20 protein-coding genes, 2 pseudogenes and 1 riboswitch are annotated in these 26,466 nt (G+C 47.8%); of the genes and pseudogenes, 6 read left to right on the top strand and 16 right to left on the bottom strand.

Features of this window, described 5'->3' with window-relative positions:
- The first annotated feature begins 55 nt into the window (after positions 1 to 55).
- Positions 56 to 847 (top strand): SDR family NAD(P)-dependent oxidoreductase, encoded by a 792-nt coding sequence (locus tag ACVC9U_RS01490; protein WP_165428041.1) that lies wholly within the window; start codon positions 56 to 58, stop codon positions 845 to 847.
- A 44-nt stretch (positions 848 to 891) separates the two neighbouring features.
- Here ACVC9U_RS01490 and ACVC9U_RS01485 read toward each other — a convergent pair.
- Positions 892 to 1,576 (bottom strand): annotated as a pseudogene (locus tag ACVC9U_RS01485) (MOSC domain-containing protein).
- Between the two features lie 189 nt (positions 1,577 to 1,765).
- Here ACVC9U_RS01485 and ACVC9U_RS01480 point away from each other — a divergent pair.
- Complete coding sequence (locus ACVC9U_RS01480) at positions 1,766 to 2,674, top strand: LysR family transcriptional regulator (RefSeq protein ID WP_075751363.1); 909 nt, start codon at positions 1,766 to 1,768, stop codon at positions 2,672 to 2,674.
- A 37-nt stretch (positions 2,675 to 2,711) separates the two neighbouring features.
- Here the strand turns inward: ACVC9U_RS01480 and ACVC9U_RS01475 are convergent.
- From ACVC9U_RS01475 to sspJ, 13 genes and pseudogenes are all read right to left on the bottom strand, one after another.
- Positions 2,712 to 4,012, bottom strand: a pseudogene (locus tag ACVC9U_RS01475) (glycoside hydrolase family 28 protein).
- A 13-nt stretch (positions 4,013 to 4,025) separates the two neighbouring features.
- Positions 4,026 to 5,516 carry a UxaA family hydrolase gene (locus tag ACVC9U_RS01470; protein WP_048350399.1) on the bottom strand — a complete coding sequence of 497 codons (1,491 nt, stop codon included), beginning with the start codon at positions 5,514 to 5,516 and terminating at the stop codon, positions 4,026 to 4,028.
- Complete coding sequence (locus ACVC9U_RS01465; protein WP_048350398.1) at positions 5,516 to 6,979, bottom strand: tagaturonate reductase; 1,464 nt, start codon at positions 6,977 to 6,979, stop codon at positions 5,516 to 5,518. Before ACVC9U_RS01465 ends, ACVC9U_RS01470 begins: the two co-directional genes overlap by 1 nt.
- A 58-nt stretch (positions 6,980 to 7,037) precedes the next feature.
- A complete protein-coding gene (locus tag ACVC9U_RS01460) occupies positions 7,038 to 8,036 on the bottom strand; it encodes a LacI family DNA-binding transcriptional regulator (RefSeq protein WP_441390059.1) in 999 nt (332 codons plus the stop codon).
- An 80-nt stretch (positions 8,037 to 8,116) separates the two neighbouring features.
- On the bottom strand, positions 8,117 to 9,499 hold the full coding sequence (locus ACVC9U_RS01455) for a glycoside-pentoside-hexuronide (GPH):cation symporter (RefSeq protein WP_370510544.1): 1,383 nt from the start codon (positions 9,497 to 9,499) through the stop codon (positions 8,117 to 8,119).
- 41 nt (positions 9,500 to 9,540) lie between these two features.
- Positions 9,541 to 10,962 carry a glucuronate isomerase gene (gene uxaC, locus ACVC9U_RS01450; RefSeq protein ID WP_048350395.1) on the bottom strand — a complete coding sequence of 474 codons (1,422 nt, stop codon included), beginning with the start codon at positions 10,960 to 10,962 and terminating at the stop codon, positions 9,541 to 9,543.
- A 174-nt stretch (positions 10,963 to 11,136) separates the two neighbouring features.
- The gene (locus ACVC9U_RS01445) at positions 11,137 to 12,894 is read right to left on the bottom strand and encodes a sensor histidine kinase (protein ID WP_048350394.1); all 1,758 of its coding nucleotides are present in this window, start codon (positions 12,892 to 12,894) and stop codon (positions 11,137 to 11,139) included.
- Complete coding sequence (locus tag ACVC9U_RS01440; RefSeq protein WP_020452923.1) at positions 12,891 to 13,619, bottom strand: response regulator transcription factor; 729 nt, start codon at positions 13,617 to 13,619, stop codon at positions 12,891 to 12,893. The genes ACVC9U_RS01445 and ACVC9U_RS01440 overlap by 4 nt, the downstream gene beginning before the upstream one ends.
- Positions 13,620 to 13,790: 171 nt before the next feature.
- A complete protein-coding gene (locus ACVC9U_RS01435; RefSeq protein ID WP_048350405.1) occupies positions 13,791 to 14,558 on the bottom strand; it encodes an ABC transporter ATP-binding protein in 768 nt (255 codons plus the stop codon).
- Positions 14,559 to 14,621: 63 nt separating this feature from the next.
- Entirely contained in the window at positions 14,622 to 15,635 is a 1,014-nt protein-coding gene (locus ACVC9U_RS01430) for a FecCD family ABC transporter permease (protein WP_057957803.1), read from the bottom strand.
- Positions 15,635 to 16,699 (bottom strand): FecCD family ABC transporter permease, encoded by a 1,065-nt coding sequence (locus ACVC9U_RS01425; protein ID WP_048350393.1) that lies wholly within the window; start codon positions 16,697 to 16,699, stop codon positions 15,635 to 15,637. Before ACVC9U_RS01425 ends, ACVC9U_RS01430 begins: the two co-directional genes overlap by 1 nt.
- A 156-nt stretch (positions 16,700 to 16,855) precedes the next feature.
- Positions 16,856 to 18,259, bottom strand: coding sequence for an amino acid permease (locus ACVC9U_RS01420; RefSeq protein WP_048350392.1), 1,404 nt, complete (start codon positions 18,257 to 18,259; stop codon positions 16,856 to 16,858).
- Between the two features lie 114 nt (positions 18,260 to 18,373).
- A riboswitch (Lysine riboswitch) is annotated at positions 18,374 to 18,550 on the bottom strand.
- Between the two features lie 160 nt (positions 18,551 to 18,710).
- Entirely contained in the window at positions 18,711 to 18,851 is a 141-nt protein-coding gene (gene sspJ, locus ACVC9U_RS01415; RefSeq protein WP_003185183.1) for a small acid-soluble spore protein SspJ, read from the bottom strand.
- A 241-nt stretch (positions 18,852 to 19,092) separates the two neighbouring features.
- Between sspJ and ACVC9U_RS01410 the strand changes: the two genes are divergently transcribed.
- The 3 genes from ACVC9U_RS01410 to ACVC9U_RS01400 all read left to right on the top strand — a co-directional run bounded on the left by ACVC9U_RS01410 (position 19,093) and on the right by ACVC9U_RS01400 (position 23,173).
- Positions 19,093 to 19,563: a metal-dependent hydrolase gene (locus tag ACVC9U_RS01410; protein WP_075751367.1), complete on the top strand. Its 471-nt coding sequence runs from the start codon at positions 19,093 to 19,095 to the stop codon at positions 19,561 to 19,563.
- 99 nt (positions 19,564 to 19,662) lie between these two features.
- Positions 19,663 to 21,522 carry an LTA synthase family protein gene (locus ACVC9U_RS01405; protein ID WP_075751368.1) on the top strand — a complete coding sequence of 620 codons (1,860 nt, stop codon included), beginning with the start codon at positions 19,663 to 19,665 and terminating at the stop codon, positions 21,520 to 21,522.
- A gap of 199 nt (positions 21,523 to 21,721) precedes the next feature.
- Positions 21,722 to 23,173, top strand: coding sequence for an MDR family MFS transporter (locus ACVC9U_RS01400; protein ID WP_075751369.1), 1,452 nt, complete (start codon positions 21,722 to 21,724; stop codon positions 23,171 to 23,173).
- A 39-nt stretch (positions 23,174 to 23,212) separates the two neighbouring features.
- On the opposite strand, the gene ACVC9U_RS01395 is transcribed toward ACVC9U_RS01400, so the two are convergent.
- Both ACVC9U_RS01395 and ACVC9U_RS01390 read right to left on the bottom strand, forming a co-directional pair.
- Positions 23,213 to 24,052 (bottom strand): aldo/keto reductase, encoded by an 840-nt coding sequence (locus ACVC9U_RS01395; protein WP_075751370.1) that lies wholly within the window; start codon positions 24,050 to 24,052, stop codon positions 23,213 to 23,215.
- 87 nt (positions 24,053 to 24,139) lie between these two features.
- Positions 24,140 to 25,000 (bottom strand): ROK family protein, encoded by an 861-nt coding sequence (locus ACVC9U_RS01390; RefSeq protein ID WP_075751371.1) that lies wholly within the window; start codon positions 24,998 to 25,000, stop codon positions 24,140 to 24,142.
- Positions 25,001 to 25,265: 265 nt separating this feature from the next.
- Between ACVC9U_RS01390 and ACVC9U_RS01385 the strand changes: the two genes are divergently transcribed.
- A complete protein-coding gene (locus ACVC9U_RS01385) occupies positions 25,266 to 26,390 on the top strand; it encodes an aminotransferase class V-fold PLP-dependent enzyme (protein WP_075751372.1) in 1,125 nt (374 codons plus the stop codon).
- Positions 26,391 to 26,466: the final 76 nt, after the last annotated feature.

Raw genomic sequence — 26,466 nt, 5'->3', positions numbered from 1 at the left:
ACTGTTCATTAGATGTTTTTTTCATCTTAACTCTTAAAACAAGGATTGATGGCATATGGATTTACAGCTGAAAGACAAACTCGTACTCGTGACAGGTTCTACTGCAGGTATTGGAAAAGCAACGGCGGAAGCCTTTTTGGCGGAAGGGGCCGAAGTTATCGTGAACGGACGGACAGAAGAAAAAGTCCAGTCAGTCGTTGAGGAACTTTCCCGGCACGGAAACGTTCACGGCATTGCCGCTGATTTATCCGATCCTGACGAAAGCATGGCATTGGTCGAAAAAACCGCTAAAATCGGGGAGCTTGATGTCCTCGTCAATAATATGGGCTTCTTTGAAGTGAAGGATTTCACAGAGGTGACAGACGAAGAGTGGCTCAACTATTTTGAAGTAAACGTTTTAAGCGCAGTCAGGCTTTGCCGCGCGTTTCTGCCGGCCATGCTGAAGCGGAATAAGGGAAGGATTCTCAATTTGGCAAGCGAAGCCGGCATCAAACCGCTTCCGCAGATGATCCCTTATTCGGTGACGAAAACTGCTCTGATCAGTTTATCAAGAGGTTTGGCCGAAATGACGAAAGGGACAAATGTGACGGTCAACTCCGTCCTTCCCGGACCTACATGGACGGAAGGCGTCGCCAATTATATGGAGGGAGCCGCCGCTCAGGAGAAAACCGATTTAGACACTTTTGTCAAAGACTATTTCAAAGTGAATGAGCCGACTTCTTTGATTCAGCGCTATGCAAAACCGGAAGAAGTGGCGAGTACGATCGTCTATCTCGCTTCCGAAAAAGCTGCGGCCATCAACGGTTCCGCTCAAAGAGTGGAAGGCGGAATAATCCGCTCCATTTAACAGGTATCCTCTGCCGATCGGCAGAGGATTTTTTTCCTTTTGGATTAAGGTCTCTGCTTCAGACCTCCAGTCAGCCTTTCGCGGTCATCCGGCTCAAAACCGTTCAGCCGTTTTAAAGATGATGCCCGCCAATTTGCCGACAGTTCCTCCACCTTTGATCCCCTCAATATTGTTCTTTTCATGATGCTTGATGCGATTTGCGTAAGAAATCGTGATGCCTTTAGGGTGGCGTGAGATTCGTTTCAGACCACGATCCTTACAGACGAACCCTTCTTTCAGCACGCGAAAATAAAAACCCGTAAATCCGGTGTCCTGTACCTTCAGTATCATGTCGGGCACACCGTACCTTACGGTTAGTTTATAGCAAGGCTGCCTCGGCTGGCTCACCTGTACAACAGCTTCACCCAGCTGAAAGATGTCGCCGATATGAACGTCATCCTCCAGCAGACCCTTGATCGTTAAATTTTCGCCAAATGCTCCGTATTCCAGCTTTCTTTGCAGTTCCTTTTCCCAAAAGAGATAATGTTCATACGGATAGACACACACTGCTTTTTCCGCGCCACCATGATGAACGAGATCCCCCTGTCCGTCCCCCGCGAAATTAGTAGATGACAGGAAGATAGGGCCGCTTGCCGGCTTCTTGTATATTCCGGTAGACACAGCTTTATTTTGAAACTGAATTGCCTCTGGCTTCCCCACATTGATCGAAAGGATATCGGCATATTCCATTCATATCACCTCTTACATTCAAATGTCTTGCAGACGGCAACGGCCGAACAGCAGCGCTGCCCATCCCTTTTGAGATTTAAGTATAATCGACCTCTTACCATAAAACTATTCAATCGTTATTATAAAAACAATAGGTTAAACCTATCATTGAAATTCGTCTGTTTTTTATGATGGAGAGGAGGAAGAGCATTGGAGCTAAAGCAATTGGAATACTTCATGGCATTGTGCCGGGAGCTTCATTTTACCCGTGCCGCCGAAAAACTGAATATCGCTCAGCCCTCGCTGAGCCAGCAAATCCGGTTGCTTGAACACGAAATCGGAACGCCTTTGTTTAACCGTTCAGGCAAACGCACCGTGATAACGGAAGCGGGAAAGATCCTGCTCCAGCACTGTTACAATATCTTTCATGAACTGTCACAGGCGCAAGACGCGATCAGCGAGCTCCAAGGTTTAAAGAGGGGGACGCTAAAAATCGGAGCGCTTTTGACCGTGGTTAATTATTTGCTTCCCCGGACCGTGATCGAATTTCACCGCAGCTACCCCAATATTGAATTGTCTGTTTTAGGGCTGAGAACCGGGGATATTTACGACCGGCTGCTGCAAAATGAGCTCGACTTGGGCATTGTAGCCCAGCGGGTGGAACACAGTGACCTGGAAACCGTTCCATTCCTGACCCAGCAGCTCGCCCTCGCAGTGCCTGTCGACAATCCGGTTGCAAAACGGCAGTTTGTCACGCTTGACGTGTTAAGGGAGATTCCATCTATTTTGCTGCCTCAGACGTATTTTTTGCGGCAGCTGATCAACGAAAAGTGCCGCACGTTTGGATTCGAGCCTCGGCCGGTCATGGAAATGACAACGATGGAATCGATCATGAACATGGTTGGTAAAGGCATTGGCGCCACCATTTTGCCGAAAGGCTATCTTGATGATATTGGAAATAAATCCATTCAGACGATTCCGATTCAAATGCCGGATTTGACGACGGAGATCAGCATCGTTTACCGTAAAAACAAGCATATGTGCGCTGCAAGCCGGGTGTTTATGGAACTGCTAATTTCCTCGGTCAAAAACGAAACTGCTGAAGCGCCGCCGCGTTAAAAGAAAGATCCTCTGCATGTCTGCAGAGGATTTCTGTTTAGACTTCGTGTGAATCATAGCGTTTTCCATTAATATACAGATTCGAAAAAACAGGGTCTTTCACATGTTTCAGTTCCATCGGAATATCGACGCCGTCGATCTCGGAATCAGCCACTTTCAGACCGGTGACTGGAGAATGATCGTACGCCAGCACCCTGATCCCGTATTGTCCGCCCATGCTTTTCAGCTGCTTAACATCAATGTTGCGGACGACGGGCTTGAAATCTCCGGCGTCCCCTTCTTCATATTCCATATCGATGGCGATCACTTCGCGCTTCAAGCTTTTGACTGTATTTTTGTGAAAGTAGATGTTTTCAAGAACGCCGCCGCGCACCGAATTCGTTTTAATGCGGAGGGCTCTGTCCAAGTTCGGGCTGTCCATGAGGTTTCCCTCGGCGATGACATTCTTCACGCCGCCGGAAATTTCGCTTCCGATCGTGACCCCTCCATGCCCGTCTTTCATTTCGTTATGTTCGATGACAATGTTCTCCGATGGCATGTTGATCCTTCGGCCGTCAGCGTTTCTTCCCGATTTGACGGCAATGCAGTCGTCTCCATTATCAAAATGGCAGCCCTTGATCACCACGTTTTTGCACGATTCCGGGTTGACTCCGTCGGTATTCGGACCGTGTCCGATGACCTTGATGCCGTCCACTGTCACATTCTCGCAAAGCACGGGATGAACTTGCCACATCGGCGAATTCAGCACGGTGACACCTTGAATCAAAATATCTTTGCAGCGATACGGCTGAATGAAGTTCGGCCGCAAATAATGCCCTTTTCCAAACTGCCGCTCAGTGACCGGAACACCGTGCTCAGCCATTTCAAACAAAGCATTCCGGTCTTTGGCTGGCCGTTCGTTCCCCTTTTCCACGGCCACCAATGCTCGTCATCTCCTTGACCGTCAAGTGTGCCCTTTCCGGTTATCGCAATATTTTCGGCTTCGTAAGCGTAGATGAGCGGTGAATAATTATAAAGCTCGACGCCTTCGAACCTCGTCAGCACAACGGGAAGATAATCTTCCGGGTTCTGACTGAATTTGATCACCGCTCCTTGTGCAAGATGAAGCTCCACATTGCTTTTCAGTCTGAGTGCACCGGAAAGAAACACGCCCTCAGGAACTGCTACTCTTCCGCCGCCGGCTTGGTGGGCTTGATCAATCGCCTTCTGTATCGCTCCCGTCGCATCCTTTTTTCCGCTTCCGTCAGCCCCAAACGCTGTAACATCAAATGATTGATTTGGAAATACCGGAACCTTCAGCGTCTTTAGAATCTCGTCTTTTATTTTCTGCAGACTCACGTTACCTCCCCCTTTACAATGTAACGCCTGTTTTAAATATCGCAAGCTCCCTGAAATCGTTTATCTCATTGTTTAGCTGCCTGCCGCCCGCGACTTCGATCAAATATGCTGTCAGCTCTTTCAAAACGTCATCTTCTGACTGATTTTCGAGCACCCTTCCCGCATTAAAATCGATCCAGTGGCGCTTCGCCTCATAAATCGCTGTATTTGTCGAAATTTTCATCGTCGGCACAAAGGTGCCAAAAGGCGTGCCCCGCCCTGTCGTAAATAAAACGATTTGACACCCTGCAGCGGCCAGTGCGGATGAAGCAACAAGGTCATTTCCCGGAGCGCTCAGCAGGTTCAGCCCGTTCTTTTTCAAAACGCCCCCGTATTCCAGAACATCCGTCACCTTTGAAGTGCCGGCTTTTTGCGTACAACCGAGCGACTTATCTTCCAATGTCGTAATGCCGCCTGCTTTGTTGCCCGGAGACGGGTTTTCATAGACAGGCTGCCTGTGATCGATAAAGTACTGTTTAAAATCGTTGATTAAGCGGACGATTTTATGAAACACTTCCTCATTTTCAGCCCGCTCCATCAAAAGCGTTTCCGCTCCAAACATTTCAGGCACTTCTGTCAAAACCGCCGTTCCCCCTTGGGCGATCAGAAAATCGGAGAGCCGGCCGAGCAGCGGATTCGCGGTAATGCCGGAAAATCCATCAGATCCGCCGCACTTCAAACCAATTTTCAGTTCAGAAAGCGGAACATCTTCACGCCGGTCACCTTTTGCATACTCGTAAATTTCTTTTAACAGTTTGACGCCTTCCGTGACTTCGTCTGATACTTCTTGGGAAAGCAGGAACTTGACCCGGCTGTGATCATAATCGCCGAGCGCTTCGCGGAATTCATGGATGCTGTTGTTTTCACAGCCGAGTCCCAGCACAAGGACACCGCCTGCATTCGGGTGTTTGACGGCATTCGCCAAAATCGTTCTCGTGTTGATATGATCATCGCCAAGCTGTGAACAGCCGTACTGGTGCTTTAATACGTGAACGCTTTCAAAAGGGGCGATAGAGCCGACCTCAGCTTTAAATTCTTTGATGATCAGCTCTGCAATGCCATTTACACAGCCGACAGTCGGTACGATCCACAGCTCGTTTCTGATTCCCGTTTTTCCGTCTTTTCGTTTAAAGCCTTTAAATGTGAGCGGTTCTTTTTGATAGCGGTTTTCCGTAAATTTCGGCTTGTAGCTGTATTCTTCGACACCGCCCAAATTCGTTTTCACATTTTTTGTATGCACCCACTCCCCCGTCTGAATCATGTCAGTCGCGTGCCCGATCGGAAAGCCGTATTTGATGACGTCTTCATTTTCAGCGATGTCTTTTAAAGCAAACTTATGGCCTTTCAAAATCGTTTCCTTGATCACGATGGTCCGTTCTCCTGCAGTGACCGTTTCACCGGTCTGCAATTCTCTTAACGCAATGCCGACATTATCTTGAGGATTGATCATCAAGCAGTCTTTCATCACATGTCCCCCAGCTCAGCCATTTGGCTGTTCATCATTTTTTTCAGCGCCTTTCTCATTCCCGTTTGTTTCATGTCCCTTAAATATTCGGTCGTCTTGTCCGTCAATCCGGGCATGTCGTTCAGGTTTTGCCCCCATACTTTTTCAAACCCGAGAACATGGAACGCGATGTTCGAAACGTCTGTCACTTCTGTCCAGAGCCGTTTGAGGAAAGCCAGCACCTCATCGTCGTCAGACAGCGGAATGGCCTCATCTTCCCGTTTTCCTTGGTAAAAATAAATTAAAGCGCTTAAAGCAAATACGGTTCGAGCCGGAAGTTTGCCAGTTCGTTCCGCATATTCCATTAAGACGGGCAAATTTCTGACTTTGAATTTTGCAAAGGAATTTAAGGAAATATCGATCAGCTTGTGACGGATAAACGGGTTTTTAAAGCGGTCGAGAATCTCTTCCGCATAGGCGTCAAGCTCATTGCCGGGCATATCGATCGTCTCGAGCACTTCCCGCTGAATCAGCTCTTTCACAAATGATCCGATAAGCTCGTCTTCAGCCGCTTCACGAACCGTCTCAAGGCCTGCCAAATAAGCGACCGGCGTCATCGCGGTATGGGCGCCGTTTAAGATTCTCACTTTTCTCACCCTGTACGGTGTCACATCTTTGACAAACTCGACATTCAGACCGGCCTCATGAAGCGGAAGCTCGTCTGGAAGCCATTTCGGCCCTTCAATCACGAACAAATGATACGGCTCCGCTGTCACCATCAGGGAATCGCGATAGCCGGCCGCCTCTTCAAGCCGGTGTGCATTTTCTTGCGGGAATCCCGGTACGATCCTGTCCACAAGCGTATTGCAAAACACATTCGCCTCCTCAAGCCAATCGATGAACCCTTGTTCAAGCGCCCATTCGTTCGTATAGCGCATCACAATGTCTTTCAATTTTTTTCCGTTATCTTCAAGCAGCTCACACGGGAGGATGACCAGACCTTTTTCCTTGCTTCCCTGAAAAGTCAGATATCGTCTGTATAACAGTGCAGTCAGCTTCCCCGGATAGCTTTTCTGCGGACGGTCGGACAGCCGGTCTTCCTCGATATAAATGATGCCGGCCTCTGTCGTATTTGAAAAGACAAAGCGCAAATCCGGCAGATCGGCCAGCTCCATAAATTCATCATAGTGTTCATAGCTGCTGACGACTCTGCTGATTGTTGTAATGACAGCAGAATCGCGAACCTCCCGTCCTTCCCGGAAACCTTCAAGATAAAGCGTGTAAAGCCCATCCTGCTCTTGAAAGGCCGTTACTGAACCGCGGCGCGGAGGCACGACGACGGCGCTGCCGTTAAAATCGGTTTCTTCATTCAATCTATGAATCTGCCAGTCAATAAACCCCCTCATAAAATTACCTTCCCCGATTTGCAAAATCCGTTCGGGACGGCTCGGCTTAGACCTTATCCGTTTGGACAGCCTCTCCATTTCAATTCCCTCCTCATTTTTGCACACGTTCACATTTTATAGCGCATCAAAAATGATGCTATAGATGCTTAACTGAATTGCGAATGATCAGCTCCGTGCCGATGAGCGTCTGCCTGCCTTCTACCTGCGGATTTTCGATCAGTGACAACAGGCTTTCCGCACCAAGCATGCTGATTTTTTCCGTCGGTTTTTTTACCGTCGTCAATGACGGTGTCGTATACGCCGAAAATCCGCTATCGTCAAAACCGATGATCGACATATCGTCAGGACAGCGTTTCCCGTTTGCATAAAGGGCGTTCATCGCGCCGATCGCCATATCATCATTGGCGCAAAACAGGGCTGTCGGAGGGTTCTTCAGTTTCAGCAGCGTTTCAGCCGCGCGAAAGCCGCTTTGCATCGTATAATCACCTTGAACGAGGTATTCGCCGGGCATGTCAAGATTTGAGTCGCGAAGCGCGCGAAGAAAGCCTCCTTTTCTTTCTTGAGACGATTTAAAACCTTCTTTCCCCTGCACCATGGCGATCCGTCTGTGGCCGTTTTTGATCAAGTATGAAGCAGCGAGGAAAGCGCCCTCGTGTTCATTCGCCAAAATATTGACGACGGAGTGCCCTTCGATTTTTCTGTTCAGCACGACGACCGGAATATTCTGTTTGAGGACATGCTCAATAAAAGCCTGGTCCTGTTCGCTTTGGCTGATTAAAATCAGGCCGTCATAGCGGTTGCGGTGAATGGATGACAAATCATGATAATCGTCAATCCCCCTGACAACCATATTATAGTTTTCATCGATCACCTTGTTGACGCCGCGCAAGATGTCTGCAAAGAAGCTTGAAGACGTCCCGTCTGTCAGGCTTGTTAAAAACAGGCCGATCGTAAAAGACTTTTGCGTAACAAGGCTTTTCGCATTAAAATTCGGTTTATAATTCATTTCGGCTGCGATGTCGAGTATTTTCTTTTTCGTGTTCTCTTTTATCAGCGGACTGTTGTTCAGCGCTCTAGATACTGTGGTGTGCGATACATTCGCCAGCCTGGCGATATCTTTAATCGTTACTGACATTGTTTTTTTACCCGCCTTTTCCTGCTGTTGTTACCATCAGTTTACCATATCAAAAGCGCTTTTTAGAAAGTGAAATTCCGCTATGGTCTCGCTTCGATTTCCGCGATCATTTCGGCGTGCTTCTGATCTGTCAGACGGTACAGGTAGCCGAGAACAAGAATGGCCGCCGTCAGCGCCGCTGCTGGATACAAAAGGAGTATTGCTTTAATGCCGAGCAGCGTCCCCGCTTTTTGGGTCGCATTCGGCACATAGCCGATAATGCTGAGACCGATCCCTGACAGGAAGCCGGAGAGCGACTGAGCCAGCTTTCTCGAAAAGTTAAACAGCGAGTATACCGTTCCTTCTTTCCGTTCCCCTGTTCTCCACTCGCCGTAATCGATCGCGTCTGATACGAATGCCCAGGTGATACCGTTCGGAATGCTGATGCCGATGAAGGCGATGCTTGCGAGAATCGTAAAAACAAAGACATTGCCCGGTACGAAAAAATTGATCAGATCCGCACAGACAGAAACCGCGAGCCCCAAAATAGCGGTATGCTTTTTCCCGAACAGCTTCACGAGCTTCGGCAGCATGATGACGCCGATAAAGGATGAGCCGATGATGATAAAGTTCATGTAGGCCATCAGTTCGGCGTTGCCGAGGTTATACTGCGCGAAATAAATCAGCATCGCGGATTTAAGGTTATAGGCTGAAATCGTAAAAATGGTCATGAATATAAGCGTAAGGAGCGGTTTATTCGTAAAAAACGTCTTTGATATTGCTTTGAATGTCACTTTTTCCTGTTTGTACTTCTCATCTTTTACGACAATCCGTTCCTGGCAGTTTCTATAGCAAATGTAGAAAAACAACACACCGAGAAAAGACATAAGCCCCATGACGACCGGATAGGCAACCGCAGGATTGTCAAACCTGACGATCATCGGAATGACAACAATGCTCGTCACAAACAGGGCGCCCAGTGAGCCGGCCTGTCGAAAGGAAGCAAGTGAAGTTCTTTCCACCGAGTTTTGCGTCATGGCCGCCCCGAGCGAGCCATAAGGGATGTTGACAAAGGAATAGCCGAGGCCCCAAAGCATGTATGACGCATAAGCGTATATGAGTTTGCCCGTCGGTGACAGATTCGGCGAGATGAAAGTCAATATCGTCAAAATCGCGAGCACAAAGCTTCCGTAAAGCAAATACGGCCTGAATTTGCCTTTCGGCCCGATATTCTTCCTGTAGTCGATCGATGTTCCCACAATCGGATCGACAAAAGCGGCGAAAAGTTTGCTCACAAGAAAAATGCCTCCGGCTGCCGCCGCCGGAATACCGGCAACATCCGTAAAAAACTTCAGAAGATAGAGCTGTCCAAGGTCAAACATAAATCCGTTCCCAAAATCTCCAAAACCGTAAGAAATCTTTTCTTTTAAACTTAATTTCTCTTGAGTGACGGCGACTGTTTCGGTTTGTTTGTTCGTCGATATTTCCATGAAAAAGCAGCTCCTCTGCTAGCCAATTTGTGAATCTAAGCTTTCAAACGATCTTTCACTTCAAACTGGAAATAGTGTTTTGCATTTTCGTAGCAGATCCCTTTGACGATCCGGCCCAGCAGCTCGATATCATCCGGCGCTTCGCCGTTTTCAACCCATGTGCCGATGACATCGCAGAGCAGGCGCCTGAAATATTCATGTCTTGTGTAGGAAAGAAAGCTGCGCGAATCAGTCAGCATACCGATAAAACGGCTCAATAGTCCGATGTTGGCGAGCGATTTCATTTGTTCGAGCATGCCGTCTTTCGTATCGTTGAACCACCAGGCGGTGCCATGCTGGATTTTCCCCGGTATCCGGCCGTCCTGGAAGCTTCCGCAAAGGCTTGAAATCACGACGTTGTCTCGCGGATTTAAAGAATACAAGATCGTTTTTGGCAGCGCGTCTTTTCGGTCAAGAGAATCGAGAAAGCTGCACAAAGGCTTTGCGATGTCCTGATCATTAATCGCATCATATCCCGTATCAGGCCCGAGCTTCAGGTACATTTTGCTGCTGTTGTTTCGGAGGGTGTTAATGTGAAGCTGCATCGCCCAGCCCTTCTCCGCATAGCATGTTCCCAAATAGTGCAGGGTGAAGGATTTAAATTTGCACTCTTCCTCAGGCGAGGCGGCTTCTCCGTTCATCACCTTTGCAAAAATCGGGCGCACTTCGCTTTCATCTGTTTCCGTGTACATCATTTGATTGATGGCATGATCCGATATCCGTCCGCCTGCTTCATGGAAAAAGTCAATTCTGTTTTTAAGCGCTTTCAAAAAATCGTCGTAATTTCCTATCTTCATAGCGCTTGCTGCTTCAAGCTTGCTCACCCAGGCGGCAAAGCCTTCTTGATTGATTTCCAGCGCCTTGTCTGGCCTAAATCCGGGTAAAACGCTTACATTAAAGTCTTCATCTTTCAGCTTCACATGATATTCAAGACTGTCTGCCGGGTCATCTGTCGTGACAACCGTTTCAACGTTTGATTTTTCAATCAAGTCTCTGGCGCCGAATCCTTCTCCGGTCAGCTGTTCGTTCACCCGCTCCCAAATATGCGGCGCGCTCTTTTCGTCAAGCCGTTCATCGATGCCGAAAAACCTCCTCAGTTCCAAATGGGTCCAATGATAAAGCGGGTTTCCGATCGTCATCGGAACCGTTCTTGCCCAGGCGCTGAATTTCTCTTCGTCTGATGCATCTCCTGTAATAAACTCTTCGGATATTCCATTGGCCCGCATTGCTCTCCACTTGTAATGATCCCCGTACAGCCACACTTCGGTCAGGTTTTTAAACGTTTTGTTTTCGTAAATTTCCTTTGGACTCAAGTGGCAGTGGTAGTCGATGATCGGCATCCCTTTAGCATACTGGTGGTACAACACTTTCGACGTTTCATTCGTTAAAAGAAAATCGTCATTCAAAAACGGCTTCATAAAATCCCCACCTTTCTTTATTTAATGTTAACGTTAACATTTTCATTGGCAAATATGATGTGAACGTTAACATTTAATCTTATTTTATACTAACCTCGCCTTCTTTTCCATTATTTTCTCAACATAAAAGAAGCCTAAAGGCAATAACCTTTGGCTTCTTCTTTTTCATACCGCTTATTTTGCGGCTTTAGGGTTTTTCTTAAATTCCATCGTAATTTCCGTCCCGCGTCCTGTCCGGCTGTCAACTGCGATGCAGCCGTCGTGCAGGTGAACAAGTTCCAAAGAAATGGCAAGGCCGAGACCGCTTCCTTCTGTCGCATCTTTTGTATGCGTTCCCCTGTAGTAGCGGTTGAATAAATTTGAGACGGTTTCAGAGTCCATGCCTCTTCCGTTGTCTTGAATTTTAAGAATAATATATTGCTTGGTTTCTTCAAGGATCACCTTGATGTCAGTGCCTTTTTTGTTATGCTTGACGGCGTTGGCGAGGAGGTTTTCCAAGACTCTTCTGAACCAGCCTCTGTCTATCGCAAACTCGGTATCTTCTTGCGTATATTCAAAAGAAACGTTGTACCCTTCCGAAAACGAATGGCGCTTAAACTCCTCAACGAAGCTTTTTAAAAACGGCACGAGCCTCACTGTCTGGCGTTTAATCGGCAAGGCGTCGTTTTTCAGCCTGTACGTCAAGTTCAAGTCTTCGATTAGCTGTGACATGTAGTCCGACTTTTCTTTCATCGCCTGGCCGATTTCGCGGATTTCCTCTTTTGACCACTCATAGTTTGGAGACTCCAGCATCATGCTGTAGCCGTAAATCGTGCTGAGCGGCGTTTTTAAGTCATGGGAGAGCCCTGCGATCCATTCCTCCCGGGTCGTTTGGATTTTCTTGCGGTTTTGCTCGTCTTTTTTCAGCGTTTCCGTCAGCTGCTCCATCGATTCAAACACTTCTGTGAACAGCCGGTACGGCTGTTTTCGCTTCCCTTTTTTGTTCCGGCTTCGCGGGCGGCCTTTCCGGTTTCTCGGTTCTTCAAATCGCCCTTTTGAAAGGTTGACGATCCATTTAATCGTATGGATGATCGGCATGCCGAATCTGAAAGAATACCAAATGGTCATAGAAGACATCAGTAAGATCAGAACGCCGATCACGATGAGAACGATTTTTAAAGCGAGCCCGATCATCGTCCTGTTGAACTCATGATCCGGATTAAAAATCGGGTTCGGCGTAGCGGCGATCAGCCATTCTGTCGCGCTTAATCGCCTGTATGAAAACTCGTGCTCGTAGTTCCACGGCTTTGATCCGTATTTTAAAAGCTCCAGCTCAGTGATGCCCTGGCTGTAATCTATGTCCTGATAGAGCGAGTTCAACATTTTCCCTTTTTCGCTGAACAGATAAACCGATCCTTTGTTTTTCTTAATGAAATCAAGCGTGCTTTTTTTATAGGAAGAAAGGTCCGCCATATCCTTTTCTTCCTTTTCCAAATAGGACAGGATCGTATCGCTTTTCGATTCCCAGCCGAATAAAATCACATAGTCTTCATCATTGAAATTGGCAGACCAGAAATTGACTTGATATTTTTTGATTCTTTTTTTGTCAAAAACTGATACGAGGTCTTCCCTGTGGTACTGCCTCTGAATTTCCGGAGGAAGACGGTAGGAATAAACGGTCTTCTCCTTGCCGTCTAATATTTGAAGCCAGCCTCCCTGTTTGTCGATCGCCGATTTCAAGATATCTTCAATCTGCCAATTGTTATTGTCATCCACACTGACCCAGCTTTCAAACGTGTCTGATGTGGCTTTTGCCAAGCCTGTATCCGCCTCGCTCTCGCTTAACCGGAGAGCGAAAAAGATGAAGGATAACAGCAGCGTGGCAAGGACAAGACCGAGAATCAGGAAAATCTGGCTGACAAAATGGAGGACGAGCTTTCCTCTCAGCTTCATCCTTCGCTCTCTTTTCTTGCAGGATTGGGAACGAACTTATAGCCAAGACCGCGAATCGTGACGATATATTCGGGGCTGCTCGGGTCTTTTTCGATTTTCTCCCTCAGTTTTCTGATATGTACCATAACGGTGTTGCTGTCTCCGTAAGATGGAACGCCCCACACTTTTTCATAAATTTGGTCCTTGGAAAGCACCCTGTTCGGATGATCGCAAAAATATTGCAGAAGCTGGAGAAGCTGCGCGGAGCAGCTGACCGTTTCTCCGTCCACGATCAGCTCCGCAAAATCGGGATGAAATGTAAACCGTTCATATTCGTAGGCTGAAGATACCGAAGCAGCCGCGACTTCTTTATGTATATACGTTCTTTTTAAATGCGCTTTAATCCTGGCGATTAATTCCAGAGGATTAAAAGGTTTTGTAATATAATCATCGGCTCCGTAGGCAAAACCTGACAGTTTATCGAGGTCGGATGTCTTCGCCGTCAAAAAGAAGATCGGGGCGTTGGTGTGCCGCCTGATTTCAGGGGATACGTCAAATCCTGTCTGTCCCGGCATCATGACATCGAGAAGTATTAAGTGCACGGTATCCTTTTTCACGATGTCGAGCGCTTCTTCTGCGCTGCTCGCGGTCAGTACTTCTGAAAATCCTTCCTTCGTGAGGACGCGCTTGACCATTTGAACAATGGCGTCTTCGTCATCCACAATCAAAATTGTCGCATTTTCCAAAATCCTTCTTTCCTTTCTGTCTATATCATGTTTTGATATCCTCATCTTACCATCTATTATATCTTTATCGGCACCAGTTTTCTGATTTTAAAGTAAAAATAAACTTTTTTAGAAATGATTTTTTACTTTACGAAATCATGGAATAAAAAAACAGACATCGTCTGATGTCTGTCAGCCGGTTGCCAGCCTCTGATCCTCTTCTTTTTTCAATAGATCATAAGTCAGGCACACCGGTTTTCCTGTTCGCGGGTCTAAAATAATTTCAGCATCAATCTGAAACACCTTTTTCAATACCTCTGATGTCATGACTTCATGAGGAGCGCCCTCTTTGACAATCGCACCGGAGTTCAGCGCCACCATGTGATGGGCAAAGCGGGAGGCATGGTTGAGGTCGTGAATGACCATCAAAATCGTTCGGCCTTCTTCTTTGTTGAGCTTTTCCAGCAGTTGCAGAATTTCAAGCTGGTGCGCCAAATCCAAATAGGTTGTCGGTTCGTCGAGCAGCAAGAGCTCCGTTTCCTGGGCAAGAGCCATCGCAATCCAGACGCGCTGGCGCTGTCCCCCGGAAAGGGCTTCGATCGGCCGGTCATAAAAAGGCAGCATACCTGTCACTTCGAGAGACCATTCAACCATGCGGCGGTCATCGGCCGAGAGCCTGCCCATTCCCTTTTGATGAGGAAAACGGCCGTAAGAAACGAGCTCATATACGGTCAGACCGCCTGGCGCCTCAGGGGTCTGCGGAAGAATCGCCATCTGTTTGGCTATATCTTTCGTCGACATTTGGTGGATCGCTTTGCCGTTTAAATAAACGGCGCCCGTTCTCGAACGCTGTATGCGTGCCATCGTTTTTAATATGGTTGACTTGCCGCACCCGTTCGGACCGATCATGGTCGTCACTTTTCCTTTTGGTATGTGGAGGTTTAAGTTTTCGACTATCATCTGTTCTCCGTAGCCGATCCCCAGGTTGTTTGTTGAAAGAGACACCTTGCACCCTTCCCTTCTTTAATTTGTTTTCATGAGCAAATAGATAAAGTACGGCGCGCCTAAAGCGGCAATGACTAACCCTACGGGAATTTCCGAAGGCGCCAGTATCATTCTTCCGATTAAGTCCGCCAGCAAAAAGAGCAATGCTCCGGTCAACGCGGAAGCCGGGATTAAAAGCTGATGCTTCGGCCCGACAAGCCTTCTGGCAATATGCGGAGCCACAAGACCGAGAAACGTAATATTCCCTCCAGCCGCTACACACGCGCCGCTCAGCGCCGCTGCCGACAGAAGCAGTGTGCGCCGCTCCTTTTCAACTGCCGTTCCAAGCCCTGTTGCGAGCTGATCGCCGAGACTCAGCACGTTTAAATAGCGCGCTTTGTAAAGGATAAAAGGAAGCAGCACGACAATCCAGGGCAGCACGGCCGAGACAAAACTCCAGTTCGAACTCCATATATTTCCTGACAGCCAAACAGCCGCCTGCATAAAGTCATTCGGGTCCATTTTCAGCTGCAGCATTAAGATGGCCGCCGAGAAAGCCGCATTCACTCCGATGCCGACCAGAACGAGGCGTATGGGACTCAAGCCTTTTTTCCACGCCAGCAAATAGATGGAAACGACTGCAAAGCAGGCTCCCAAAAATGCGAAAATCGGCAGGGAAAAAACGAATCCTTTTTGCAGATTGCCAACATCTCCCTGAAAATAGAAGATGAACAGCACAACGGCAAAACCTGCTCCCGTATTGATGCCCAATATCCCCGGATCGGCCAGGTCATTCCGCGATATCCCCTGCCAGACGGCTCCGGAGACAGCAACTCCCGCACCGATCAGCATGGCGAGGACCATGCGCGGCAAACGGAATTCAAATAATACAAGTTCATCCTGCGGCGTTCCGAAGCCGAACAGTGTTTTCAATGTATCAAGCGGGGCGATGCGGATTTCTCCCATGTTCATGCTTAGTAAAAACACGGCGACCGTCAGCACGGCCATGACGAGCATCACCGCAGCCGCCCGTCTGTTGTTTTTCTTGAGCATTACAGTCCACTCCTTTCCCTGCGGGCCAGATAGAGAAAGAATGGTACGCCGACAAGCGCCGTGACTGCTCCGACAGGTGTTTCGAACGGCGGGTTGACCAGCCTCGCCGCAATATCCGCATAGATCAGCAGGACGGCGCCAAGCACCGCTGAGCATGGAATGATCCAGCGGTAATCAACCCCGACCAGAAAGCGGGTAATATGCGGAATGATCAATCCGATAAAACCGATTGCCCCGGCAACGGACACAGCGGCACCCGTCAGCAGAACAACCGACACGATTCCGATCGCTTTAACCGTCTTCGTATATTGACCGAGCCCTTTCGCCAGCTCCTCTCCCAAGCTTAGAACCGTAATGGAACGGGCGATGACAAAAACGACGGCCAAACCGAGCGCTGCCGCCGGAACCAACAACTGAATGCTGATCCATTTCGTGCCAGCGACACCTCCGGCATACCAAAAACTGACGTCGCGCGCCACATCAAAATGGATCGCGATGCTCGTAGAAAGAGCGCTCAGAAACGTGCCGACAGCCGTACCGGCCAAAGCCAGCTTTACAGGCGTAAGACCGCCTTTTGAAAACATTCCGATCGCAAAAACGAGCCCCGCTCCAAGACCCGCTCCGGCAAACGACCAGATCATCAGCCCGACCGATGAGGTTCCCGGAAAAAAAGCAAACGCGACAGCAATTGCGAAAGCTGACCCGTGCGTGACGCTCATAATTTCCGGCGATGCGAGTGGGTTTCTCGTCATCCCCTGCATCACGGCTCCGGAAACCGCCAAGCAGGCGCCCACAAGAGCCGCACTTACCGTCCTTGGCAGTCTGAGTTCCTGAATAATTTGATGGGCCGTATTTTTCGCATCAAAATGAAAAATGGCGTCCCAAACAGTTCCAAGCTTTATATCAGCCGCACCGAGCGCAATCGATAATGCGGCGCCAAACAGCAGCAGCATGATTCCGCCGGCCAGGACAAAAACAGCTCCGAGCGGACGGCTGATCGGTCTCTGTTCCTCATCACGGCCATCCGTGCTGTTGATACGATGTATGTTTTTGTAAGAACTCACTCGATGCCATTCCTTTCGATCTTTTTAACCGATAACGATTATCATTTTCATTTTATAGTATAACAGGCCTAAGCGGAAATTTTAATCAAAAATTTCGGCGGGAATCAAAAAGCCAGCCGATCTTCTGCTAAAAGACCCGACTGGCAAAGAACTTTATCACACTTGATTATTTTTGAACTTTTTGTAGACGAACGGGTATATCGCAAGACCGACGAAAAACAGCCCGATTCCCAAGATAAAGGTGGTCAAGTCAGAGGTACCTGAAACGATGACCCATAAAGAATACGCCAGAGCAGCCAAAGCGATGATGCCGTCCCCTGTTCTTGAACCTTTCAGTTCGCCGTATGTCTCCCCTTTGAGGATGAGCTTCAAGCTGAAAACAGCCGCCACAAGATAAGGCACAAGGTAAGCGAGCGTCGCCGACGTTGTTAAAAACGTAAAGGCCTCGCTGATCGTTCCCGAAACCGTTGAGAAAATAAAGATCTGCGACATCACGTTTGTGACGATCAATGAATTGACCGGGCTTCCCTTTTTGTTCGTTTTCGCAAAGAAAGCAGGAAAATCACCGGCCTTTGCCGCCTGATACGGAACCTCTGCGCCGATTAAAATCCAGCCGAGCATCGATCCGAACAAAGAAACGATTGCCAAGACCGCCATAATCACGCTGCCAAAGCTGCCGATGATCACGTGCAGCACATCAACGAACGGTTTATCCGATGCCTGGAGCTGATCGTGCGGGATGACGCCCATCGTTATTAAAGTGATGACCATATAAATGCCGAGCGCAATTAACAGTCCGGTAATCGTCGCGCGTTTGACATCGCGCTGGGATGATGCGCGCCCTGATAAGATCACCGCAGACTCGATGCCGACAAACGCCCACAGCGTTGAAATCGCCGCATTGTGAACCTGTCCGCCCAGCCCAATACTTTTGCCTTCTGATTCGATAGGAAAATAAAATGATTCGAATAAAGCCGTCTGAAAAACGAACAAACCTGCAACAATAAACAGGACAAACCCAAGCACTTTGGAAAAAGTCGCTAAAAAGTTCAGTTTACCCGCTCCATTTATGCTGGAGACTAAGATGAAATGCGTCCCCCATAACAAAATTGTACATACGATAAATGTCAAGAGCTGGCCGAGTGTAACGGGGTGGCCGCCGAGTTCAATCAGCTCGCGTCCGTCAGTTAAGATCGGCAGGAAAGTCGTCAAATAGCCTGCAAGGCTTGTAATGATGGCGACGTTGCTGATCCAGCTTGCCACCCAATACCCCCATACCATTGTAAAACCTGCCGCATTCCCTTTTTTAGGGGCTGAGAATAAAGCTCTTGCATAGCTTTGCGGACCTGCTTTAAGATCCGGGCGGCGAATGGATAAATGACCGAATACAAGGGCGATCATCAGCACCCCCGCACCCGTCACCAGCCATGCCGCCGTTACGCCGAACGGGCTTGCCGTCTGGGCGAGTGTGCTGGGGAGCATAAAAATCCCTGAGCCGACCATATTGCCGACAACAAAAGCGGTAAGAAGCCAGAAGCCCCATTTTTTTGTCTGTTCCATAAGATATAACCTCCGAGCATTTTATAAAAAATATGCCGGACCAGACCGTGAGATCATTCAAAATAAAAAAAGCATGAACAAAAGTCCATGCTTTGGTTAAACATACACTCTTGATCTCCGGATAGCCCTCCGCGGGAAAACCCGCGGCAGTCCTGCACTTATTCAATGCAGACCCAGCATAAAGAATGAATGGCTTCCTTATGCTTCGGCGCTGATGCCTTTTGCATATGATCATCGGCCCCATCAGCCTCACACATGCGACTCATCATCCGCGCAACCTCTACCTCACTAAGAGTTAAGAGTGAGGATTTATCACATATTCTGAAAAGAGGTTACCAGAGAAATTTTAATCTGTCAAAGGGAAGTGATGGAAAAAACGGACAGCCGCGCCAAAAGGCCGCCTGTTTTGGCAGCCTTCTGTAGAATGGAAGACGGCGCTTCCATCTGGCATTTATCGGTTGTTTTTCTTTTTGTTGACCGCCTCTTGCAAAGGGTCTCCTTTCAGCGCTTGTCCTGCGTCTTCAAGCGCCCCCCGAACGGCGTTTTGGTCCTTTTCCTTATTTCCTCTATCTTTATTAAAGAAAATACCCAAATGAATCACCTCTTTAAAAATGTGGTACAATTTTAATTTGGCTTATCATTTTAAAATTATGCAGAACCTTGGAGTGTGTTTTTCAACTGAAAACACCATATTTTAGATGAAAACGTGCCGATTGCCTCAAGAAAATGCGGTTTTTCAGCTGACAAGTTGTCACCATCTGTCTTGAAGGCCGTCAGAACTCTTGATATAGTTTTCATTAGGAAATTGTTATAGGTCTTAAAGGAGAAGCGATATGACAGGAAAAACACACATCATGGGAGGGGTCGCTTCTTGTACGGCTGCTGCTTATTTTTACGGATATGATCCTGTGTTCATGACAGCTTCGGGTGTTATCGGAGCATTGATTCCGGATATTTGCCATACAAAAAGCAAGATCGGCAGAAGGCTTCCGATTTTATCAGCAGTGATCAGTTCTGTCTTCGGGCACAGGACGTTTACACACAGCCTGCTCTTTTTGCTCATCACGGCATTTGCGGCACATTTATATTTTGCAGATCAGAGCATACTTGTCGGATTGATGGCCGGAATGGCGAGCCATCTGCTCCTTGATGCCGGGACTGTAAACGGCATCAAACTTTTCTTTCCGTCCGCCATTAAGGTTCGGCTCCCCCTTTATATTAAAACCGGCGGGAAGGCAGAACAAGGCGTTCTTGCTGTGCTCACCGTTGTGTCGTGCTATTTTATTGCGAACTTGATCGCCTGACGAAAGAGACGGTTTGACCGATTGCTATATTGTGCTTTTTTTAGTCATTTTATCTTGGTGTTCTTTACCTGCGGGGATTATATGTGAGGAGCTATTTATATGAAAGAACAATTTTTTAAAAAGCAGTGGTTTTTATGCCTGTCCATATTTTTTATGTGGATGAAGACGTACTTCATCTACAAGCTGGGCTTTAATTTACAAATCGACAACGCACTTCAGGAACTGATCCTGTTTATCAACCCGCTTAGCTTTCTCATCCCTGTACTCGGCATCAGCCTCTTTTTTCGCGAAAAAACGCAGCGCTTCTATTTAATCGGGGCTAATGTCGTCCTGACGGGCATCTTGATTGCAAACAGCATTTTTTATGGTTTCTACATCGATTTCATCACCATTCCCGTCCTGTTCCAGGCAAAAAACCTCGGGGGGCTTGGAAGCAGTTTTCAGGAGCTGTTCAATCCGGTTTTCATCGCGCTTTTCCTGGACCTGGCTCTCATGGTCTGGCTGGCGAAAACGCGCGAAAGAACCGGCAAAAAGCTTTCCGTTAAAGCCGTTAAGATCTACTATGCGGCAGCCGCCGGAACGGTGCTGTTTAATCTCGCCCTGTCGGAGCTGGATCAGCCGAAGTTTTTAAGCTACTCCTACGACAGGGAAGTGCTTGTAAAAAACATCGGCTTATATCAGTTTCATCTGTTGGACGGCATTTCACAGACCTTTAATTTGACACAAAAAGCGGTCGCTGATGAAAACAGCCTGGCAACGATCGAGAACTACACAAACGCCGACTACAGCAAACCGAACCAAGATATGTTCGGGATAGCCGAAGGACGAAACGTCATCTTTGTAACGCTTGAATCCACTCAGACATTTGTCATCAATGAAAAGGTGAACGGCCAGGAAATCACGCCGTTCTTGAACAAATTCATTCAAAAAAGCTATTATTTCGACCATTTTTATCAGCAGACCGAACAGGGAAAAACGTCCGATTCGGAATTCATTGTCGCCAATTCGCTCTATCCGTCTCTAAGCGGTTCGGTGTTTTTTACGAAGAGCGAAAATGCGTACAATTCGATGTATAAAACACTGGCGAACCACGATTACAGAACATCGGTTTTCCACGCCAACCATAAAAAATTCTGGAACAGGGACGTTATGTACAAAGCCCTTGGCATCGACAGCTTTTATGACGTCTCCCATTTTCATGTGACACCTGAAAATTCAACGGGCTGGGGGCTGAAGGATAAGGAGTTTTTAACGCAATCGGCCGACTTGATGAAAGACTTGCCGCAGCCCTTTTACAGCAACCTGATCACATTGACGAATCACTTTCCGTTCCAAATTGATGATAAGGATAAGCTGATCGATGAATACGACTCGGACAGTGAGATTTTAAATCGGTATGTCACGACTGTACGCTATGAAGACGAATCATTGAAGCATTTCATTGCAAAACTGAAGAAAAACGGCCTTTACGACAATTCCGTGATCGTCTTCATGGGGGATCACTACGGCATATCAGAAGCGCACAACGATGCGCTGGCTCAATTTTTGGGCAAAGACGAAATCACCCCTTACGATACCGTTCAGCTGCAGCGTGTGCCGCTGATTATCCACATTCCGGGGGTAACGGATCAAGACCCGAAAACGATATCTGAAACAGGCGGCCAGATTGATGTGAAACCGACATTGCTCCATTTGCTCGGAATTGATACAAAAGGCATGATTCAATTCGGTAATGACCTGTTTTCGAAAGAAAGAATGCCTTTCGCTGTGTTAAGAAACGGCAGCTTTATAACAGATGATTATATCTACACGAAAAATACGTGCTACAGCAAAAAAACCGGGGACATGATCAACGACAGAGAGGACAAATGCGGCCCGCTCATAGAGAAGGCGAATCAAGAGCTTTCCCTTTCCGATAAGATTATTAACGGTGATTTGCTGAGATTTTATAAAAAATAATCCGTCCCCTTTAAGCCGGATTCCCCCGGCTTAAAGGGGCTGTTTAAATTGAGGGACAGCTGGGTATTATATACCGAATGTTAAAAATGAACTTGCGGTTTTGCGGTTCCTTCGTTACCCTAAATAAAAAGAGAAGTTATTTCGGTTACCGATTATTTCATAAAGTGTTATAAAAAATGATAAATAAGAAGGTTTTAATATGAGTGAAACACAGCATAAGACAAATCAACTGCCGATTGTTGCCGTCTTGATTATGGGGACTTTTATCGCCATTTTGAATCAGACGCTATTGACGACGGCTTTGCCTCCGATCATGAGGGACTTAAACATTACGCCGGGGCTTGCCCAATGGCTGACGACCGTTTTTATGCTCGTGAATGGGATCATGATTCCAGTTACGGCTTTTTTAATTGAAAAATTCACGACGAGAAAGCTGTTCATGGCGGCAATGTCTTTATTTACGGCTGGGACTTTGATCTGCGCCTTGTCATTCAGCTTTTCGGCGCTGATTGTAGGACGCGTCGTCCAGGCGGCCGGCGCGGGCATTATGATGCCATTGATGCAGACGGTGCTTTTATTGATTTTCCCAAAAGAAAAGCGCGGATCAGCGATGGGAATGGTCGGGCTTGTGATTGCCTTCGCTCCCGCTGTCGGACCGACCTTGTCAGGCTGGATCGTCGATCGCTACCCTTGGGAAGTATTGTTTTACCTGTTGCTTCCGTTTGCCGTTATCGACATGATTGCCGCACACTTTATTTTAAAAAATGTCACCGAACAGACGTCGCCTAAGATGGATGTCACTTCCATCATATTGTCTTCACTTGGCTTCGGCGGCATTTTGTACGCCTTCAGCAGCGCCGGTGTTGCGGGCTGGACGGGTGCGGACGTGTTGGCCGGCTTCGCGGTCGGCAGTGTTACGCTGTTTTGGTTCATTTGGAGGCAGCTCCATTTGGAAGAACCGATTTTGGAGTTCAGGGTATTTAAATATCCGATGTTTACACTTGCGACGATTATCGGGATGGTTGTCTTTATGTCGATGATCGGAGCGGCGACGATCGTGCCGATGTATATGCAGGATATGCGCCATTTCACAGCGATGGAATCGGGAATGATGCTGTTTCCGGGAGCTGTAGTGATGGGGCTGATGTCTCCGATTACCGGAAGAATTTTTGATAAAATCGGCGCGCGGATCTTGAGCATCACCGGTTTAACGGCGATCTTCGTGACCACATTGCTCTTGACCCATCTGACAAAGACGACGCCTTTTGCGTATTTGTCTGTCGTCTATGCGATTCGGATGGTCGGCATGGGGATGGTGCTCATGCCTGTTACAACAGCCGGCTTGAACCAGCTACCGCGCCATTTGATTCCTCACGGAACGGCCATGAACAATACGATGAGACAGATGTCCGGATCGATCGGGACGGCTGTTCTCATCACCATCATGACACAGCGTGCGCTTGCTGATCCTGCCGGTCCGTCTTCGGATACGGCGATGATTCACGGCGTCAATCTGGCGTTTATGACCGCGGCCGCATTGTCGGGAATCGGATTGGTTCTCTCATTCTTTATTAAGCAGCACCGCCGCGGACGGCTCGACGGCAGCAGAAGGAAACAAGCGAAAGGCCGCTTGGCCATTCATGAAAAATAATAAATCCCGGGTTTTTATGAACCCGGGATTTTCTTATGCTTATTCGAATCCGTGAACCATTGTGTCAGGATCGGGACCGACGCGCTCATCTTTGTTAAGAGCGTTGATTTTTTCGACATCTTCCGCTGTTAATTCAAAGTCAAATATGTCGGCATTTTCAATAATGCGGTGCTCTTTGATTGACTTCGGAATGGTGACGACTTCATTTTGCAAATCCCAGCGCAGGATGACTTGAGCGACGGATTTGTTGTATTTTTTAGCGATGTCAGTCAGCACTTGATCATCGAGGAGTTTTCCCTGCATGAGCGGAGACCATGCTTCCACCTGAATGCCCTGTTTTTTGCAGTAGTCTCTGAGTTCAGCCTGAGTCAGCCGCGGATGGAACTCAACCTGATTGACCATCGGTTTAATTTCCGCATCTTCCAATAAGCTTTCCAAATGGTGCACATTGAAGTTGCTGACGCCGATCGCTTTCACTCTGCCGTCTTTGTACAGCTTTTCTAGTGCGCGCCACGTATCTTTATATTTGTCTTTTCCAGGCCAATGAATCAAATATAAATCAAGGTAGTCAAGGCCGAGTTTTCGAAGGCTTTCATCAAAAGCCGCCAATGTTTTTTCATATCCCTGATCGCTGTTCCAAACCTTTGACGTGATGAAAAGCTCTTCGCGGGGAACGCCTGCTTCTTTAATCCCTTTGCCGACGCCTTCTTCGTTTTGATAGATAGCGGCTGTGTCAATGCTCCGGTATCCGTTTTTAATGGCTGCTTTCACAGATTCTACGACTTGGCTGCCTTCTTCCACTTTGAAAACTCCGAGTCCGAACCATGGCATTTTCACACCGTTATGTAATGTCACAGTATCCTTTAAACTGCTTACCATTTTGAACGACCACCTTTCTTTTTTTCATGCTTTTAAACGCACCGCTGTTATTATCTCACACTGGGTGGATTTTACAAAACAACTTGCTCAATCGGCTTCATGAGCCAACACGAGCGCTCCGGTGATTCCCTGATCATCGCCGAGACCCGGCGGCACGATGTATCCTTCAAGATCAGGCAGGTCAACATATCCGTTCATATATTCGGCAAGCTTTTTGCGAATCAGCGGGAACAGCTGCTGCTGCTTCATGACACCGCCGCCCATGATGATTTTTTCAGGGCACAGGATCAAGATATATTGCATGAGAGCCTGCGCTAAGTAGTCGGCTTCAATCTCCCAAACTTCCTCGTTTTCAGCCAAATCATTGCCCTTTTTCCCCCAGCGCTTTTCAAGCGCCGGACCCGATGCCATCCCTTCAAGGCAGTCCTTGTGATACGGACAGATTCCTTCAAACGTATCGTGCGGATGCCGTCTAATGAGAAGGTGACCCATTTCAGGATGGAGCGTGCTCTGCACGAGCCGGCCGCCGACAATCGCTCCTGCTCCGATTCCTGTACCTACTGTAATATACAAGCAGCTTTCCAAGCCTTGCGCCGCTCCTTTTGTCAGTTCGCCAAGCGCGGCAGCGTTTACATCAGTCGTAAACGAAACCGGTATGCCGAGCCTTTTTTTCAACTCGGGAATAAACGGGTACCCCTTCCAGGCTAATTTCGGCGTATTGGTTATGTATCCGTAATCCTCTTTATCTTTTGCAACGGATATAGGTCCAAAAGAGCCCACTCCCATTGATGTGAGTTGATACTTGCTGAAGAAATCGGTCAGTTTTCCAATGGTCTCTTCAGGCGTCTCCGTCGGTATCGTCAGCCTGTCAATGATTTCTCCCTTTTCTGTTCCAACTGCACAAACAAACTTTGTGCCTCCTGCTTCTATTGCACCGTAATGTTTCATCCTCTCGGCTCCTTTTCATCTGTTTGAATTGCTTTAATTGAATCATAAATCAGACGATGAAAGAAAGCAATCGCACTGAATAATGATTCACCAGAGCATGGGAGCTTTTGATGCTGACGGAAGAATGCTTCCCGAAAATGTGACAGTTTTCAAACAGCTGCAGCGCTTGTTTTTTCGCTTAAAGAGGCTTCTGCCCGCTTTATTTCAACTGTGAAAAAGAGGATTTTTTTCAGGCCCGCTCGAAGCTTTAATGAGGAGGGATATCATGAAGCATCCATTCCACACTTACCGTTCTTTATTTCCGATATTGTCTGGTCATGTTCACCTTGCCGCATGCTCCGGAAGCGCGTTGGCTCTGCCTGTTGCCAAAGCGGTTGATGAGTATCAGAACGGCCTTTTAACAGCCGGTGCAGACTGGAAAGCGCATCTCGGCAAGATGGATGAGGCCAAGGAAAAATTCGCCATGCTGATCGGTGCCGAAAAAGAAGAGATAGCCGTTTTGCCGTCAGTATCTGACGCAGTGGCGGCTGTCGCCGCTTCATTGCCGCAGCCACCCCACCGAAGGCAGATCGCCTTCACGGATATCGATTTTCCTGCCGTCGGCCAAATTTGGCTTGCGCAAGACCGCTTCAAAGATCACCTTATCATCATTCAGAGCGATGACGGGATGATTGACTTGGAACAATACGAAAAAGACGTTACCGAGCAGACGCTCTTGACTTGTGTACCCCATGCCGGCTATCGGAACGGGTTTAAACAAGATGTAAAACAGATTGCCGAGATTGTTCATCAAAAAGGGTCGCTTTTATTTGTCGACGCCTATCAAACTGCCGGACACATTCCGATTCATGTCAAAGACATGGATATCGACATCCTTGCGGCGGGGACGCGCAAGTACATGCTCGGCATTCCCGGAACGGCTTTTTTGTATATGAAACGCGAACTTTGCGGACAATTTGAGCCGAAGACGGCCGGCTGGTTCGGCAGGAACAAACCATTTGCCTTAGATTCATGCTTTGCGGAAGGTGCGAAACGCTTCGAGTCGGGGACACCGTCATTTATCAGCATTTACGCGGCAGACGCGGCACTGAAGCTACTGCTTGAAGCAGAGCCCGGCAGGATCGAGCCCTACCTGCGGCAGCTCGCGGCATTCTCTTTGCAATACGGGGCGGAAAAAGGCCTGAAGATCGCAGGCCCCGAAACCGTACATAACAGAACAAGCCTGATCTCGGTGTATGCCGAAGAGGCGGGCCGTATGGAAGCTCTCTTGCGTGAAAAGCATATCATCGTCTCAGCGCGAAACAACGTCATCAGAATAGCCCCGCATTTTTACAATACAAAGGAGGAAATCAGGTTTGTGATGGATGAGATGGCGGCGCTCTTTGGTTAACCCTGCTTGAAAATAGACAGAATGCGATTTTTTCCTTAAACTATAAAAAAACAATTTTCATCAAGGAATGAGACAA

The sequence above is a fragment of the Bacillus sp. GM2 genome, assembly GCF_056155945.1.
Note: the sequence above shows the minus strand (reverse complement) of the source record. Positions and strands in the feature narration are given on the sequence as shown.

Coding starts and splice junctions, on each gene's coding strand:
- ACVC9U_RS01445 (WP_048350394.1), bottom strand. CDS start 12,894: ATGAAGCTGAGAGGAAAGCTCGTCCTCCATTTTGTCAGCCAGATTTTC.
- ACVC9U_RS01435 (WP_048350405.1), bottom strand. CDS start 14,558: ATGATAGTCGAAAACTTAAACCTCCACATACCAAAAGGAAAAGTGACG.
- ACVC9U_RS01410 (WP_075751367.1), top strand. CDS start 19,093: ATGACAGGAAAAACACACATCATGGGAGGGGTCGCTTCTTGTACGGCT.
- ACVC9U_RS01490 (WP_165428041.1), top strand. CDS start 56: ATGGATTTACAGCTGAAAGACAAACTCGTACTCGTGACAGGTTCTACT.
- ACVC9U_RS01385 (WP_075751372.1), top strand. CDS start 25,266: ATGAAGCATCCATTCCACACTTACCGTTCTTTATTTCCGATATTGTCT.
- ACVC9U_RS01430 (WP_057957803.1), bottom strand. CDS start 15,635: ATGCTCAAGAAAAACAACAGACGGGCGGCTGCGGTGATGCTCGTCATG.
- ACVC9U_RS01465 (WP_048350398.1), bottom strand. CDS start 6,979: ATGGAGAGGCTGTCCAAACGGATAAGGTCTAAGCCGAGCCGTCCCGAA.
- ACVC9U_RS01395 (WP_075751370.1), bottom strand. CDS start 24,052: ATGGTAAGCAGTTTAAAGGATACTGTGACATTACATAACGGTGTGAAA.
- ACVC9U_RS01405 (WP_075751368.1), top strand. CDS start 19,663: ATGAAAGAACAATTTTTTAAAAAGCAGTGGTTTTTATGCCTGTCCATA.
- ACVC9U_RS01390 (WP_075751371.1), bottom strand. CDS start 25,000: ATGAAACATTACGGTGCAATAGAAGCAGGAGGCACAAAGTTTGTTTGT.
- ACVC9U_RS01460 (WP_441390059.1), bottom strand. CDS start 8,036: ATGTCAGTAACGATTAAAGATATCGCCAGGCTGGCGAATGTATCGCAC.
- uxaC (WP_048350395.1), bottom strand. CDS start 10,962: ATGAAGCCGTTTTTGAATGACGATTTTCTTTTAACGAATGAAACGTCG.
- ACVC9U_RS01420 (WP_048350392.1), bottom strand. CDS start 18,259: ATGGAACAGACAAAAAAATGGGGCTTCTGGCTTCTTACCGCTTTTGTT.
- ACVC9U_RS01470 (WP_048350399.1), bottom strand. CDS start 5,516: ATGAAAGACTGCTTGATGATCAATCCTCAAGATAATGTCGGCATTGCG.
- ACVC9U_RS01400 (WP_075751369.1), top strand. CDS start 21,722: ATGAGTGAAACACAGCATAAGACAAATCAACTGCCGATTGTTGCCGTC.